The 15,825-nt window shown below is 70.1% G+C and carries 13 protein-coding genes; 7 read left to right on the top strand and 6 right to left on the bottom strand.

Features of this window, described 5'->3' with window-relative positions; genetic code table 11:
- Positions 1–51 precede the first annotated feature (51 nt).
- From PV766_RS07275 to PV766_RS07300, 6 genes are all read left to right on the top strand, one after another.
- The gene (locus tag PV766_RS07275; protein ID WP_064062939.1) at positions 52–1,191 is read left to right on the top strand and encodes an 8-amino-7-oxononanoate synthase; all 1,140 of its coding nucleotides are present in this window, start codon (positions 52–54) and stop codon (positions 1,189–1,191) included.
- A complete protein-coding gene (bioD, locus tag PV766_RS07280) occupies positions 1,188–1,901 on the top strand; it encodes a dethiobiotin synthase (protein WP_064062940.1) in 714 nt (237 codons plus the stop codon). The genes PV766_RS07275 and bioD overlap by 4 nt, the downstream gene beginning before the upstream one ends.
- A gap of 76 nt (positions 1,902–1,977) precedes the next feature.
- Positions 1,978–2,265 carry a hypothetical protein gene (locus PV766_RS07285; RefSeq protein ID WP_421096757.1) on the top strand — a complete coding sequence of 96 codons (288 nt, stop codon included), beginning with the start codon at positions 1,978–1,980 and terminating at the stop codon, positions 2,263–2,265.
- Positions 2,262–3,098 (top strand): hypothetical protein, encoded by an 837-nt coding sequence (locus PV766_RS07290; protein WP_064062941.1) that lies wholly within the window; start codon positions 2,262–2,264, stop codon positions 3,096–3,098. The genes PV766_RS07285 and PV766_RS07290 overlap by 4 nt, the downstream gene beginning before the upstream one ends.
- A 53-nt stretch (positions 3,099–3,151) precedes the next feature.
- Positions 3,152–5,068: a fumarate reductase/succinate dehydrogenase flavoprotein subunit gene (locus PV766_RS07295; protein WP_064062942.1), complete on the top strand. Its 1,917-nt coding sequence runs from the start codon at positions 3,152–3,154 to the stop codon at positions 5,066–5,068.
- Between the two features lies 1 nt (position 5,069).
- Positions 5,070–5,816, top strand: coding sequence for a succinate dehydrogenase/fumarate reductase iron-sulfur subunit (locus tag PV766_RS07300; protein WP_016935037.1), 747 nt, complete (start codon positions 5,070–5,072; stop codon positions 5,814–5,816).
- Between the two features lie 19 nt (positions 5,817–5,835).
- Here PV766_RS07300 and PV766_RS07305 read toward each other — a convergent pair whose 3' ends face one another.
- Positions 5,836–6,831 carry an iron-siderophore ABC transporter substrate-binding protein gene (locus PV766_RS07305; RefSeq protein WP_421096758.1) on the bottom strand — a complete coding sequence of 332 codons (996 nt, stop codon included), beginning with the start codon at positions 6,829–6,831 and terminating at the stop codon, positions 5,836–5,838.
- A 23-nt stretch (positions 6,832–6,854) separates the two neighbouring features.
- Here PV766_RS07305 and PV766_RS07310 point away from each other — a divergent pair, with 23 nt between their 5' ends.
- Positions 6,855–8,546, top strand: coding sequence for an MFS transporter (locus PV766_RS07310; RefSeq protein WP_421096759.1), 1,692 nt, complete (start codon positions 6,855–6,857; stop codon positions 8,544–8,546).
- Between the two features lie 37 nt (positions 8,547–8,583).
- Here PV766_RS07310 and PV766_RS07315 read toward each other — a convergent pair whose 3' ends face one another.
- The 5 genes from PV766_RS07315 to PV766_RS07335 form a co-directional block, all read right to left on the bottom strand.
- Entirely contained in the window at positions 8,584–9,741 is a 1,158-nt protein-coding gene (locus PV766_RS07315) for a VWA domain-containing protein (protein ID WP_255161206.1), read from the bottom strand.
- The gene (locus PV766_RS07320) at positions 9,738–11,939 is read right to left on the bottom strand and encodes a DUF5682 family protein (RefSeq protein WP_421096760.1); all 2,202 of its coding nucleotides are present in this window, start codon (positions 11,937–11,939) and stop codon (positions 9,738–9,740) included. The genes PV766_RS07315 and PV766_RS07320 overlap by 4 nt, the downstream gene beginning before the upstream one ends.
- Entirely contained in the window at positions 11,936–13,048 is a 1,113-nt protein-coding gene (locus PV766_RS07325) for an ATP-binding protein (RefSeq protein WP_064063028.1), read from the bottom strand. The genes PV766_RS07320 and PV766_RS07325 overlap by 4 nt, the downstream gene beginning before the upstream one ends.
- A gap of 77 nt (positions 13,049–13,125) precedes the next feature.
- Positions 13,126–14,535 carry a DUF5691 domain-containing protein gene (locus PV766_RS07330; protein ID WP_421096761.1) on the bottom strand — a complete coding sequence of 470 codons (1,410 nt, stop codon included), beginning with the start codon at positions 14,533–14,535 and terminating at the stop codon, positions 13,126–13,128.
- Positions 14,532–15,824 carry an SWIM zinc finger family protein gene (locus tag PV766_RS07335; RefSeq protein WP_421096762.1) on the bottom strand — a complete coding sequence of 431 codons (1,293 nt, stop codon included), beginning with the start codon at positions 15,822–15,824 and terminating at the stop codon, positions 14,532–14,534. The genes PV766_RS07330 and PV766_RS07335 overlap by 4 nt, the downstream gene beginning before the upstream one ends.
- Position 15,825: the final 1 nt, after the last annotated feature.

Genomic DNA, 15,825 nt, shown 5'->3' on the forward strand with positions numbered 1-15,825 from the left:
GACGCGGGCTGCCGCGCCGACTTGAACAGCGTTCAAGTATGGTTACCGTTCATGACCGCACATCCCGCCCTGGCGTGGCTCGACGACACCGCGGCGGCGCGACGCGCAGCGGGTCTGCACCGGGAACCCGTCGTCCGAACCCCCGGCTCGGCCGTCGTCGACCTCGCGTCCAACGACTATCTCGGTCTGTCCCGTCATCCGGAGGTCCTCGCGGGGGCCACCGCCGCACTGCGGCGCTGGGGAGCCGGTGCCACCGGATCGCGGCTGGTCACCGGCACCACCGCCGAACACGAACTGCTCGAACGCGAACTCGCCGACTTCGTCGGGGCGGACAGCGGTCTGGTGTTCTCGAGCGGATACGCCGCGAATCTCGGTGCTGTCGCCGCCCTCGGCGGCAAGGACGCGCTGATCGTCTCCGACGCCGGGGGGCACGCGTCGCTCGTCGACGCGTGCCGGCTGTCCCGCTCGAGAATCGTCGTCACTCCCCACAACGACGTCGGCGCGGTCGCGCACGCCCTCGCGACCCGCACCGAGGCGCGCGCGCTCGTCCTGACCGACTCGGTGTTCAGTACCGACGGAGACCTCGCCCCGTTGCGGCGGCTGCACCGCATCTGCCGCTCGCACGACGCGTTGCTCCTCGTCGACGAGGCCCACGGTGTGGGAGTCCGCGGCGCGGGGGGCCGCGGACTCGTCCACGAAATGGGTCTCGCCGGCGAACCCGACGTGGTCGTCACCGCGACGCTGTCGAAATCCCTTGCGTCCCAAGGAGGAGTGGTGCTGGCCGACCGGCGTGTGCGCGAACACCTCGTGGACACCGCCCGAACGTTCATCTTCGACACCGGCCTGGCACCGGCCGCGGTCGGTGCCGCCCGGGGAGCGTTGAAGGTGTTGCGCGCCGAACCCGCCCGTGCCGCGGCCGTACTCGAGCAGGCCGCGCACCTCGCGCGCGTCACGGGCGTCGACGCACCGCCGTCCGCGGTGGTGTCGGTGATCCTCGGCGACCCGCATGTCGCCGCCGATGCTGCTGCGCAGTGCCGCGAACGCGGTGTGCATGTCGGCTGCTTCCGGCCGCCGTCGGTACCGGCCGGCACCTCGCGGCTGCGGCTGACCGCCCGCGCGAACCTCACCACCGACGAACGCGCACTCGTCGACGAGGTGCTCACCGATGTCCTCGCGGGGGCCCGGGCGTGAGCATCCTCGTCGTCACCGGTACGTCGACCGATGTGGGAAAGACCGTCGCGACCGCCGCGCTGGCCGCGAGCGCCGTGGCGGCGGGGCTGCGGGTCGCGGTGTGCAAGCCCGCCCAGACCGGAGTGGCGGACGACGGCCCGGGCGACCTGCAGGAAGTCCGCCGGCTGGTCGGGGGCTCCGTCCACCTCGTCGAACTCGCTCGGTACCCCGACCCGCTCGCACCCGATACCGCCGCGCGGCGCAGTGGACGCCGGTTGCTCGACCTCGACGAGGTCGTCGACGCCGTCCGGAGTCTCGACGCCGGATACGACCTCACCCTCGTCGAAGGCGCCGGCGGCCTGCTCGTCCGCCTCGGCGCCGGGGGCTTCACTCTCGCCGACGTCGCTGCGGCGCTGGGCGCACCCGCGGTGGTCGTCGCGGCGGCAGGGCTGGGCACGCTCAACCACACGGCGCTCACCGTGGCCGCACTCCGCGCGGCGGGGATCGCCTGTCCGGGAGTGATCATCGGATCCTGGCCCGCCGCACCGGATCTGGCGGAGCAGTGCAATCTCGACGACCTCCCGGCCGTCACCGGCGTCCCCGTGGTCGGCAGGATCCCGGCCGGCAGCGGGGCGATCGACGCGGCCCGCTTCGCTGTCCGGGCCTCCGAGTGGCTGGCGCCGCCGCTCCGGACGAAACGGCATGCGAGCGAAGCTTCCGCTGTACTGTGATGGATGCCACACTGCAACGGCCTGTCCCATCGTGTCGGCCGGCGCGACATGCCGACCGCTCGGCCCGGAGGTACGGATGTCCACCAGCGAAGTGCAGGAACTCCAGCGCACCGCCGCCCACCTGCGCCACTGCCTCGGATCACTACGATCGCGCTACGGGGACGCAGCCCCCGTCCGGAGGCTGGCGAACGACTTCGAACGCCTCGACATCGACATACGCGACTTCGCCGAACATCCTCCACGCGAGGCCGTCAACAGTCTCGGTGAACGCATCCCGATCCCCGACACGCCGTACGACGACTCGTTGTTCCGCGGAACGGATACGGACGACGAAGGTCTCGGCGGGCTGCACGGCTCGCGGTGAGCACGTCCGAGGCGTCACCGGCGGCCCGCGGCACACCCGCGACCGGCGTGCGCTCCGCGGGCCGCGCACGGATCGCCGCACGTACGCTGCGGAACGACCGCTGGTGGCAGACCCCCGCACTCACCGTGCTCGGCCTCGGTGTGTTCGTGGTGTACGCGACGATCCGCTCGTTCGTGCGCAGCGCCTACTACGTCGAGGACTACCACTATCTGACGCCGTTCTACTCTCCGTGCGTGAGCGCGTCCTGCGTGGACGGTGCCCGCCATTTCGGAACGTGGGTCGGCGAACTCCCGATGTGGATTCCGCTCGCGTTCCTGTCGCTCCCGCTTCTCCTCGGTTTCCGACTGACCTGCTATTACTACCGCAAGGCCTACTACCGCTCGTTCTGGTTGTCGCCGCCCGCGTGCGCGGTGGCCGAACCCCACCGGCGCTACACCGGCGAAACGCGGTTGCCGCTGATCCTGCAGAACTCGCACCGCTACTTCTTCTACGCCGGTTTCGTGGTGTCACTGATCAACACCTACGACATGATCGCGGCCTTTCGTAGTCCGAGCGGATTCGGCATCGGGCTCGGCAACCTCATCCTGCTGATCAACGTGATACTGCTCTGGGGATACACGCTCTCGTGCCATTCGTGTCGGCACGTCACCGGAGGGCGGCTGCGGCACTTTTCGAAACATCCTGTGCGGTACAGGATCTGGACGTTCCTGTCGAGGCTCAACGTCAGGCACATGCAGTTCGCGTGGATCACGCTGGGCACCCTGATCCTCACGGACTTCTACATCATGCTCGTGGCGAGCGAGACCATCACGGATCTCCGGTTCGTCGGCTGACGGACCCGAGCAGTACGGCGGAAGGGCAGGCGACCGGAAGAGGGGAAGCTCAGATGGTGGATGTCGAACGGCACAAGGTCGACGTCGTGGTGATCGGAGCGGGTGGCGCCGGACTCCGCGCGGTCATCGAGGCGCGGCAACGCGGTTTCTCCGTCGCCGTGGTGTGCAAGTCGCTGTTCGGTAAGGCCCACACCGTGATGGCCGAAGGCGGGTGCGCCGCCGCGATGGGCAACGCCAATCCCCGCGACTCCTGGCAGATCCACTTCCAGGACACGATGCGCGGCGGCAAGTTTCTCAACAACTGGCGGATGGCCGAACTGCACGCGCGCGAAGCGCCCGACCGGGTGTGGGAACTGGAAACCTACGGAGCCCTGTTCGACCGGACACCCGACGGACGGATCAGCCAGCGCAATTTCGGTGGCCACACCTATCCACGACTCGCCCACGTCGGCGATCGCACCGGACTCGAACTCATCCGCACGATGCAGCAGAAGATAGTGTCGCTGCAGCAGGAGGACCACGCCGAACACGGGGATTACGAGGCGCGGGTGCGGGTCTTCGCCGAATGCACCATCACCGAACTGGTGAAGGACGCGGAGGGTCGCATCGCCGGAGCGTTCGGATACTGGCGTGAGACCGGGCGATTCGTGTTGTTCGAGGCGCCCGCCGTCGTCATCGCCACCGGCGGCATCGGCAAGTCGTGGAAGGTGACGTCGAACTCGTGGGAGTACACGGGCGACGGTCATGCGCTCGCCCTGCGCGCCGGTGCCGCCCTGATCAACATGGAGTTCGTCCAGTTCCACCCCACCGGGATGATCTGGCCGCCCAGCGTCAAGGGCATCCTCGTCACGGAGGGCGTCCGCGGCGACGGCGGGGTGCTGAAGAACTCCGAGGGGGAGCGGTTCATGTTCTCCTACATCCCTCCGGTGTTCAAAGGCCAGTACGCCGAAACCGAGGAGGAGGCCGACCGCTGGTACGACGATCAGGAGAACAATCGCCGTACCCCCGATCTGCTCCCGCGCGACGAAGTGGCCCGCGCCATCAATTCGGAGGTCAAGGAGGGCCGCGGCACCCCGCACGGCGGAGTCTTTCTCGACATCGCCTCGCGGATGCCGGCCGCCGAGATCATGCGGCGGCTGCCGTCGATGCACCACCAGTTCAAGGAACTCGCCGACGTCGACATCACCGCCGAAGCGATGGAGGTCGGCCCGACCTGCCACTACGTGATGGGTGGAATCGAGGTCGACCCCGACACCGGCGCGGCCTCCGTGCCGGGACTGTTCGCGGCCGGGGAGTGCTCGGGCGGGATGCACGGGTCGAACCGCCTGGGCGGAAATTCGCTGTCGGACCTGCTGGTCTTCGGCCGCCGGGCCGGTATCGGCGCGGCCGACTACGTCCAGGGCCTGACGACGCGACCGGCCGTGATCGAAGCCGACGTCGACGCCGCGGCACGCGCGGCACTCGCTCCCTTCGATCCGGCCGAGGCCGACCGCGCCGAGAACCCGTACACCCTGCACACCGATCTGCAGCAGGTCATGCAGGATCTCGTGGGCATCATCCGCCGCGCGGACGAGGTCGAACGCGCGCTCGCCGAACTCGACGGGCTACGGTCCCGGATCCGAAACGTCGCAGTAGAGGGACACCGCCAGTTCAACCCGGGCTGGCATCTCGCCCTGGACCTGCGGAACATGCTGCTCGTGTGCGAATGCGTCGCACGAGCTGCGTTGCAGCGCACCGAGAGTCGCGGAGGGCACACCCGCGACGACTATCCGTCGATGGATGCGCAGTGGCGTCGCACACTGCTCACCTGCCGCCTCGACGGGGGCGACCCGTTCGTCCCGGACGTCTCGGTCACCGCCGAGCGGCAGGAGCCGATGCGCCCCGACCTGCTGGAACTGTTCGACATCGACGAACTCGGCAAGTACTACACCGACGAGGAACTCGCGGATCATCCCGGACGGAGGGGTTGAGATGGGATATCGGGCGGCGTTCAGGATCTGGCGGGGCGACGCCGACGGTGGACAGTTGCGCGACTACACCGTCGAGGTCAACGAGGGTGAGGTCGTCCTCGACATCCTGCACCGCCTGCAGGCCACCCAGGCACCGGATCTCGCCGTGCGCTGGAACTGCAAGGCGGGCAAGTGCGGATCCTGCTCGGCGGAGGTCGACGGCCGCCCGCGCCTGACGTGCATGACCCGCATGTCGCTGTTCGATCCCGACGCGACCGTCACGGTGACGCCGATGCGCACCTTCCCGATCATCCGCGATCTCGTCACCGACGTCTCGTTCAACTACCGGAAGGCACGCGAGATACCGGCCTTCGCGCCGCCCCCGGATCTCGCGCCGGGGGAGTACCGGATGCAGCAGGTCGATGTGCAGCGCTCTCAGGAGTTCCGCAAGTGCATCGAATGCTATCTGTGCCAGAACGTCTGCCACGTGGTGCGCGACCACGAGGAGAACAAGGAGGCCTTCGCCGGTCCCCGCTATCTCATGCGCATCGCGGAACTCGAGATGCACCCGCTCGACGTCGCCGATCGGCGCGACGTGGCGCAGGACGAGCACGGCCTGGGCATGTGCAACATCACCAAGTGCTGCACCGAGGTGTGCCCGGAGAACATCCACATCACCGACAACGCGCTGATCCCGATGAAGGAACGCGTCGCCGGCCGCCGCTACGACCCGATCGTCTGGCTCGGCAACAAGCTGTTCCGGCGCTGAGCCACAAGCAGAGAGGGGCTCAGTTCACGCGTTCGGCGACCAGCGGAACCAGCTCGTCGAGCGCGAACGGCACCGACAGCACCGAGTTCGTCGAGAACGCCGCAGAGATGTCGGAATCACTGTCGAGCACGAGGAACCGGCCGTCGCGCACCGCCGGGATCTGCCGGAAGACCGGATTGTCGGTCACCTCCGCCGCCGGTACGTAGATCGGCAGCACGATCAGTAGATCCGCATCGAGCAGGTTCAGGTTCTCGTCGGAGACGGTGATGAAGAAGTCGTCCGACGCCGCGGCCTGCACCTGCGGATTGTTCACGAAGCCGAGTTCGGTCATGAAGTCCACGCGCGAATCGCCGACGACGTAGGCGCCCCACCCCTCCGACGTGTACGAGGCGACGGTGACGGTCCTGCCCGCGAACTCGGGATTGTCGGCCGCGGCCTGCTCGAAATCCGCATCGATCTGCGACAGCAACTCGGCACCCTTGTCCGGGACACCGAGAGCCGCTGCCACGGTGGTCACCTGGTCGTCGAGCGACGTGAGGTAGGCGTCGCTGCCTTCCGGGCCGGCGACGGTCGGGGCGATCCCCGAGAGCGTCTCGTAGCGGGCCGGCTCACCGGAGCTCTTGGTGTCGAGGATCAGATCGGGCTCCTGTGCCGCGAGCAGCTCGAAGGACGGCTCGATCGTGCCGATGAGCTCCGGCGGCGAGTCGTACAGCCCCTGCGCCCACGGCCCGACGCCGTCGCCACCGAAGTCGAGCCAGTCGCTCGCGGCCACCGGCCGAACACCGAGTGCCAGTGCGGTTTCCGCGTCGCCCCAGCCCAGAGCCGCGACACGCTCGGGGGCGGACTCGACGGTGACCTCCCCGAACTTCGTGTCGACGGTGACGGGGAAGGCGCCGTCGGACGCGGCCGAGCCGGACTCCGTCTCCGTGTCGGACGATCCGCACGCGGTCAGCGCGATCGCGGTGGCCGTGAACAGGGCGGCGGAACGGAGCAGCGCGGCGGATCGGCGTGTCATCGGGGCCTCGAGTCTGTCGAACAATGAGTGAGGTGATCCTAACCCGGCAGGATGGGCAAGGTGAAAACCCGTCGGAAACCGCGCAGGACAGCGGCCCGAGCGCGCACTATGTGTCCGTGACCCCACCCGAGGACGGTCGTCCTGCGCAGGCGAGCCTGGTGCTGGCCTCGCTGATCCTCGTCGCCGCAGTGGCGAACCTGAACCTCGCCGTCGCGAACGTGGCGCTACCCGACATCGGGAAAGCGTTCGACGCGAGCCAGACCGAACTGAATCTCGTCGCGGTCGGCTATTCCGTCGGCCTCGCTGCGTCGGTGCTGTACTTCGGGGCCGTCGGCGACCGCTACGGGCGCAAGACGATGCTCCTTATCGGCATGGCGTTGTCGGTGCCCGCCTCGGCGGTCGCCGGGTTCGCACCGAACGTCGATGTACTGTTCGCCGCCCGGGTGCTCGGCGGCGTCTCCGCCGGTCTGGCGTTCCCCACCACCCTGGCGCTGATCACCGCGTTGTGGTCGGGCGCAGCACGGACCCGCGCGATCGCACTGTGGTCGTCGATCGGGGGTGGTCTCACCGCATTGGGCCCGCTCGTCGCCGGCACCCTGCTCGAACAGTTCTTCTGGGGATCGGTCTTCCTCGTGACGATCCCGCTGGCGTTGATCGCCCTTGTGTCGACCTGGGTGTTCGTGCCGAGTCACGTCAACGAGTCGACCGAGCCGGTCGATCATCTCGGCGGGATCGTCTCGGTGGTGCTCGTCGGCTCGCTCGTCCTGGGCATCAATTTCGTGCCCGTCGACGGGATGGAGACCATCGCGGTGTCCGCCCTCGTGATCGCTCTCGTCGCGGTGATCCTCTTCGTGATGCGCCAGCTGCGCGCGGCGAATCCCCTGTTCGACCTGCGCGTCGCGCGGCGCCGGGTGTTCTGGGTCGCGGCCGTGGCGGGCATCATCGTGTTCGGCACCCTCATGGGAACGATGTACATCAGCCAGCAGTACCTGCAGAACGTGCTCGGCTACTCGACGCTCGCGGCCGGATCGGCGGCGCTGCCCGCCGCATTCGTGATGGTGCTGGTGGCACCGCAGTCGGCGAAACTCGTCGGGTCTCGCGGTTCTCGTTTCACCCTGCTGTCGGGTTACGTCGCGATCGTGGCCGGACTCGTCGTCGCGCTGATTCTGTGGGACGAGGACGCGCACTACTGGGTGATCGCCCTCGGATACATGTGCCTGGGAGCCGGTGTCGGTCTCGCCGGTACCCCGGCCTCGCATTCGCTCACGGGATCGGTGCCGGTTTCCCGCGCCGGAATGGCCTCCGGCACGGCCGATCTGCAACGCGACCTCGGTGGAGCGATCGTCCAGTCGATCCTCGGCGCGCTGCTCACGGCCGGATACTCGGCCTCGCTCGCGGCGACGATCGCGGCGAGTCCGCAGGCCGCGTCGGTCGACGAGCAGACCGAGACCGCGTTGGAGAAGTCGTTCGCGGGCGCCGTCGGCATCAGCGAGCACTATCCGCAGTACGCGCCACAGATCATTGCGGCCGCCCGCACGGCGTTCCTCGACGGCGACACCCGCGCCTACACCGCCGCGATCGCCATCGTGCTGATCGGAGCGGCACTGGTGGCCTTCGCCTTCCCCTCCCACACGGCCGAGACGGCGCTGCTCGCCCGGTACGCCGAGGAGGACGGTGACGCGCAGGCCGATTCCTCCGGCGAACCGGCCCGCTGATCCCGGGCCGTCACGCCGTTCGGGGCCGGTCCGGCGTTCACCTCGACTGCGACCAGCGCCCGACGTCGCCCCGTTCGAGCGCGACGGCGAGCAGCTCCGGGAAACGGTCGGGTGTGCACGCGAAGACGGGCACGCCGAGTGCGGCGAGCGCCGCCGCGTTGTCGCGGTCGAAGGACGGCGCCCCGTCGTCGGACAGGGCCGGCAACACCACGACCTGCACACCTGCCCCGACCATCTCCCGGATACGGGAGAGCATCTCGGCGCGGATACCGCCCTCGTACAGATCGGAGATGAGCACGAACAGCGAATCGGCCGGCCGGGTGATCAGCGACCTGCTGTAGGCGATCGCCCGATTGATGTCGGTGCCGCCACCGAGCTGGGTGCCGAACAGCACATCCACCGGATCGGCGAGCATGTCGGTCAGATCCACCACGGAGGTGTCGAAGACGACCAGCGACGTGCGCAACGCCCGCATCGAGGCCAGGACCGCCGCGAACACCGACGCGTACACGACGCTCGACGCCATCGACCCGGACTGGTCCACCGCGAGCACCACATCGCGTTTCACCGCCCGGGAACGACGCCCGTAGCCCACCAGCTTCTCGGGCACCACCGTGCGATGCTCCGGCAGGTAGTGGGCGAGGTTCGCACGAATCGTGCGGTCCCAGTCGATGTCGCGCGGCTTCGGATTCGACGTCCGCGACGACCGGTCGAGTGCACCCGTGACGGCGGTACGGGTGTGCTGCTCGATGCGGGCCTCGATCTCACGCACGACCTTCTCGACGACCGTGCGTGCCGTCGCCTTGGTGGTCTCCGGCATCACACGGTTCAGGCTCAACAGCGTGCCCACCAGGTGCACGTCCGGTTCGACGGCCTCGAGCATCTCGGGTTCGAGGAGCAGCCGGGTCAACCCGAGCCGATCCACCGCGTCGCGCTGCATCACCTGGACGACGGACGTGGGGAAGTAGGTGCGGATGTCGCCGAGCCAGCGTGCCACCCGGGGCGCGGATGCGCCGAGACCGGCGGTGCGCGGCGCGGTGCCGTCGCCCGGCGCGGTGTCGTACAGGGCGGCGAGCGCGGCGTCCATGGCGGTGTCGTCGGCCGAGGACAGGGAGCCCGTGGAGTCCTCGGCGGCCTCACCGAGTGCGAGCCGCCATCGGCGCAGACGTTCGGTGTCTCCGGATTCGGTTGTCATGCCGACACTCCCAGGATCGACGCGGTGGCGGTCAGGGCGATCCGGCCGCGGTCCACCGCGGGCGGTGCCTCCGTGCGACGGGTGCGTTCGCCGCGCACCGTCTGCCCGAGCAGGCGTCGCTCCCCGAAGGCGAAGGACCCGAAGGTGCGTCGGAGGACGGGCAGGACGTCGACGAAATCGTCGTCGGTGAGTCCGCTGATCCAGCCGTCCACGAGATCGAACAGGGCGCCGTCGTGGACCAGCAGGAGCCCGCCGCCGCCGAGGAAACCGTCGATCCAGCGCGCTTTCGCGGGCGCGGGTGACCCCACGGACAACGCTCGCGCGACCCGCACGGCCGCATCGTGCTCGCCGAGCCGGCCGGCGTCGCGCAGCATCCGGGTGGTGCGGCCGACGAGCAGACCGTCGACGTCGTCGCGTTCGCTCACCGATGTCAGCGTGTCCAGCCACCGGACGGTCGCGGTCGGGTCCTCGCGCAACGCGAGCGCGAGATGCACGCCGTCGATCGCGGTGCGCAGCGCATCGGCGGCGTCGTGGTCGAGACCGGTGACCGCCGCCGGGAGGCCGGCGCAGACACGCGCGAGCAGAGCGTCGCAGACGTGGTCCAGGGAGGACAGATCGGTGCCCCGCACGTCGCCGTAACGGACGGTCCGCACGAGGGTCGGTAGTGCGCTCATCAGGTGCAGCACATCGTGATCGAGAGCGGCCGCCGCGTCGATCGCCCTCACCAGCGACGGGATCGTGGTGCGTAGGTCGGCGAGCAACGCCCGTTCGAGGAGTTCGGTGAGGTCGGCGAGCGCGATCCCGGAGCGAGCGGCACGGTCGGCCACCGTGGCACCCGCGGCGGATCCCACCGTCGTGCCCCACCGGGACGCCTCGACGATCGCCACCGACAACTCGGGCTCCCACCGCAACGTCCAGGTTTCGCGGAACGTGCCGGTCGAGCGCACCTCGCTCTGCGTGGGCGTACCCCAGTCGATCCCGAGCAGCGCCAGCCGGTGCAGCAGTCGCGACCGCGCAACGTCGATTTCCCGGCGCAGGTCCAGATCGAGGTTCTTCGCTTCGCTGGACCGCTTGAGACGCAACGACTTCGCCTGTCGCTGCAGGTCGGTGTCGAGCGGGACGGTGGGGGTGTCCTCGGAGACGGATCCGAGTGCCTCCCCGACGACGAGCCGCCGCGTGACGAGGTCGAGCAGGACGTCGTCGCCGTCGCACAGCACCGATCGGGTCGCTTCGACGACCTCGTCGAGTCCGGCCACCGCGCGACCGCGCAGCGCAGCGAGCGTGTCGGCGAGGCGCGTCGCCTCGATGACGTGGGCACTCGAGACGGGCAGATCCTCCTCGCGCAGAACACGGGCCACGCGGGTGAACCAGCGCGCGGTCGTGTCCGCGGGCTGGGTGAACAGGTGGTGGTACCAGCCGGGTGAGGTGATGCCGGCGCCGTAGCCCGACGACAACGACAACCGGGAGTGGCTCCACGGCACCCAGGTGAGGGTGGTCTTCACTTTGGGTAGGCCCTTGAGCAGACGCGCGTCGGGCGCGGCCGGCCCGAGCCGGCCGGTGAGTGCGGGGGCGTGCATCGCCCCGCACACCACAGCGATCGCGCGGGCCCCGGCCTTGACCGTCGCGCGCAGCACCTGCCGCATGTGCGCCTCGCGTCGCGCGGTGTGGTCGTCGATCCCGACGTCCTCTCGCAGCGTCCGCATCGCGTCGGTGATCTCGTCGAAGGCCTGTGCGGTGCCGTGCTCGACCACCGCGTCCCACCACTGCTCGAAGTCCGCGTAGCCGCCGGCGCGGGCGAGCATGCCGAGCAGATCGTCGGTCGCGCGGTCGCCGACCTCGCGTTCGGCGGCGAGCGACATCGCCGCCGGAAGGTCGCAGAACCGCACGTCCGCGTCGTGCAGATACGCCCAGCGCAACGCCTGCCACTCGGGCGAGAAGGCCGCGACCGGCCAGAACGCCGCCCGCGCCGGTTCGTCGCGAGCGTAGGCCAGCAGCGCGACCGGCGGAACCATGTCGTCGGCCGCGGCGAGCGCAAGTACCGGATCGGCGTCCGACGGACCCTCGATGAGGACGGTGTCGGGTTCGAACTCTGCGAGTGCCTGCAGGACCGCGCGCGCCGAACCCGGCCCGTGGTGCCGGATGCCGAAGACCCGGATCTCCGCGGGCGCATCCGCGCGGTCGAAGAGAGCGTCGGTCACCCGGTGATCTCCCGGCACGCCCGGTAGAAGTCGGTCCAGTCGCCGCGTTCCCGGACGACGGCCTCGAGATATTCGTTCCAGACGACGCGATCGGAGACCGGGTCCTTGACCACCGAACCGAGGATGCCGGCCGCGACATCGGACGGACGCAGCACGCCGTCGCCGAAGTGCGCCGACAGTGCCAGACCACCCGTCACGACCGAGATCGCCTCGGCGGTGGACAGCGTGCCCGACGGGGACTTCAGCTTGGTGCGGCCGTCGGTGGTGACGCCGCTGCGTAGCTCGCGGAACACCGTGACGACGCGGCGGATCTCCTCCGCGGCCGCGGGCACGGCGGGCAGTTCGAGTGCGGCGCCGAGTTGTTCGACGCGGCGGGTGACGATCGCGACCTCGTCCTCCTCACTCGCCGGCAACGGCAACACGACGGTGTTGAACCGTCGGCGCAGCGCGGACGACAGGTCGTTGACCCCGCGGTCGCGATCGTTGGCGGTGGCGATGACGTTGAACCCCTTCGTCGCCTGCACCTCGGTGCCGAGTTCGGGGACGGGCAGAGTCTTCTCCGACAGGATGGTGATCAGCGCGTCCTGCACGTCCGCGGGAATGCGGGTGAGTTCCTCGATACGTGCCACGGCGCCGTCGCGCATCGCGGTCATGACCGGGGAGGCGACCAGCGCGGCGGAGCTCGGCCCTTCGGCGAGCAGCCGCGCGTAGTTCCAGCCGTAGCGCACCGACTCCTCGGTCGTGCCTGCTGTTCCCTGCACGAGCCGGGTCGACGAACCGCTGATCGCGGCGGCGAGATGCTCCGACACCCAGGTCTTCGCGGTACCCGGCACACCGAGCAGCAACAGTGCCCGGTCGGTCGCCAGGGTCGCGACGGCGACCTCCATCAAACGGCGCGGGCCGACGTACTTCGGGGTGATGACGGTGCCGTCGGACAGTTCGCCGCCGAGCAGGTAGGTCACCACCGCCCACGGCGACAGCTGCCACGACGGCGGGCGCGGCCGGTCGTCGAGTCGCGCGAGCGCCGCGAGTTCGTGCGCGTACTGCTGCTCGGCGTGCGGGCGCAGCAGGGCGGTGCCGGATACGCCGGTTTCGGTGGTGTCGGGCACGTCGGTCCCGGACGTGCCGGTCTCGGGCGCCGGGGCCTCATCGGTGCCGACAACTGCGGGGGTCGACTCGGTGTCGGTCAACTCAGCTCCTCGTGGATCGTCTTGCGGAGGGTCAGGGTGTCGGCTGCGCTCGCGAACAGGTGCAGGCGACCGAGATCGTCGGTGCGGTTCGCGGCGTCGGCCAGCAGGTCGGCCAGCTCGAAGGGGGCCCGGTGGGCGAGCAGGATCAGGACGTCGCGGACGACACGGGTGGTCGTCGACTTCGTGTACAGCGCGGTGAGCACCTTCTCGGCGATATCACGCGGCCACGGCGCGGGGAGGGCAGCGAGCAGCGCGTCGTCGAGGATCGCGGACGCCGGCGCCTCGCGTAGGTGCGTGAGCAGGACGTCGAGGGGGACGACCCGCGCGAGGTCCGCGTCGACGCTGCCGTCGCGTCGCAGCAATGCTGCGGCCCACTCACCGTTGCGCTGCCGGACCGCCGCGCGGCCCCACGCGGCCGTCAACGCGGTGCGGAAGGTATCGTCGATGTCGAACTCCGGCAGCACCGTGTCTGCGGCGTGGTCGTTCCACACGGACAGCGGGGCTGCCGCGACGGCCGCGACCAGCAGCTCTCGGGCTCCACCGACCGGACTGTCGGCGAGACCGTCGCGGAGAGCGTTCTCGTCCGGCCGGTCGGGCACCGCGAGGGTGACGGTGGAGTCGTCGGCGAGCATCCACTGTCGCACCCGCTCGGCCATACGCTGCGCGAAGGCGGAATCCGGCAGGCGCGGAAGAAGCTCGAGCGCCACGGCGCGGACCTTGCGGCTGCGGTCGTCCAGTGCGCGTTCGAGCAGGGCTTCGTCGTGCGGGCCGAGCCTCACCGCGAGCAGGGCGAGCAACTCGGCTCGCTGGGCGGCGGTCTGCGCGCCCCACGATGCCGCGAGTGTCGCGGTGGCCGCCGCCGGGTCGTGCGTGCGGAGCGTCTCGAACCACCGGCGGCGCCGGGCGGGTGGGCCGGCGTGCCAGGGTGTGTCGTCGAGCGGGTCGGGAGGCAGCAGTTCGGCCCATTCCGGGTTGCGTGCGGCCACCCAGCGTCCCCGTGTGCCGGTGAGCGCGACGAGCCGGTCGCGGTGCACCGCGTCGGTGGTCGCGACGGTCAGCAGATCGACCACGACGTCGTGCGACGCGCGAAATCGGGCGGCCACCTCGAACCACTCGTCGAGCAGCGGGGAGCGGACGGCGAGCAGTGCGCGCAGGCGTTCGGCAGCGGCGCCGGGCAGGACGGGACGGTCGTCGTCCGGGGCCGGTGACGGCAGCTCGCGGACCACGGGCGCGGTCGCTGCGGTGAGGAAGGTCGCCTCCAGTGCGACAGCGGCGAGCAGTGTCGCCGCGGGGTCTCCGGCCAGTCGGCCCGCGGCGTCGGCCGTGTGCAGCGCGTCGAACTCGGGCGCGGAGCGTGCCGCGCCGAGAAGTGCTGCGGTCGTCAGCGATTCGGGCAACGCGGTCACCAGGTCAGCACCTGTCCTTCGGTGAACAGGGACACCGGGGTGAGAGTGGTTCCGTCCCAGTCGCCGCAGACCGTCACCGGACGGCCACCCGCGACCGTGTGCAGCCGCCAGCGGCTGTCGTCGTCTCCGGCCAGCGGCAGTGCCCGTCCGGACGGGTCGACGACGTACCAGCCGTCCTCGCTGGGGGTGGGAGTGACTGCGTCGAGCAACACGGGCCAGGTGCGCAACCACGGGTCGGACCCACGCATGCGGGCGTACTCGCCCAGCGCGGCGTCGAGTCCGGTGGCGGGCAGTGTCGTGAACGGCTCGGCCTCGCCGTGCTGCCGGCCGAGCATGGCACGCAGCGGGGCGGCGCCTGGGCAGAAGTGCAGATCGGCGTCGACGAGCGAACCCGGGAAGGGGATCGGTGTGCCGAAACGTGCTGTGCCGTGCGCGAAATCGAGAACCATGGCCCATCGGCCGCTCGATCGTCCGCGCAACCACGTCCTGCGGGTGAACATCCGGCTCTCCTCGGTGACACGCACCGCGAGGACCTGCCACCGGTCGCGCACGGCCGGTTCGGCACGCACCTCCTCGCTGCGGGTACCGAAACCGAGATGGGTCTGCAGCGAATACAGGAGCGGCCGGGGCAGTTCGTCGCGCCGCCGGTACGCGACGGCCATCAGGTGCAGACGCGCGTATTCGGTGAGCAATCTGGCGGGCCAATCCGTTTCGTCGGTCACGACGGTCGCCAGTGCGCGCAGCGCGGAGGCCGCACCGGGGGCCTGGGCATCGACCATGCGGGCGGCGATCGTCTCGTAGGTCTCGTAGCCGTGGTCGACCGCCCCGAGACCGTGCCTGATCCGGTCGGTCAGCCAGCGGTCGAGATCCTCGAGTCCTGCCGCGACCCGATCCGCGCGACGCTGGGCGGTCGCCGGGTCGGGGGTCCTGACCGGCTCGTCGTCCGCGGGGGCGCGCAGTGCGGTGGACGCGGCGCGGGAGGCGAGCCAGCGGGTGACGGAATCGGGCGCCTGCCCGGCGGGCACGGCGCCCTCCGACCAGCACACGAGCAACGACAGGGCGTGCTTGCAGGGCAGCTTCCGGCTCGGGCACGTGCACGAGTAGGCGGGAGCCCTCGGATCGATCGCGGTGCGGTACGGCGTCGTGCCACGGCCGCGGCACAGGCCCCACAGAGCTGCGTCGTCGTGACCGGTTTCGAGCCATGCGGAGGCGACGCCGCGCGCAGCCGTCATCGAGGACGGATCGGGTGCGACGGCGTTGATCTGCTGGAGGGTCCAGGGTGCGGTCACG

The sequence above is a fragment of the Rhodococcus sp. As11 genome, from assembly GCF_048957735.1.
GTDB classification, from domain to species: Bacteria; Actinomycetota; Actinomycetes; order Mycobacteriales; family Mycobacteriaceae; genus Rhodococcus; species Rhodococcus gordoniae.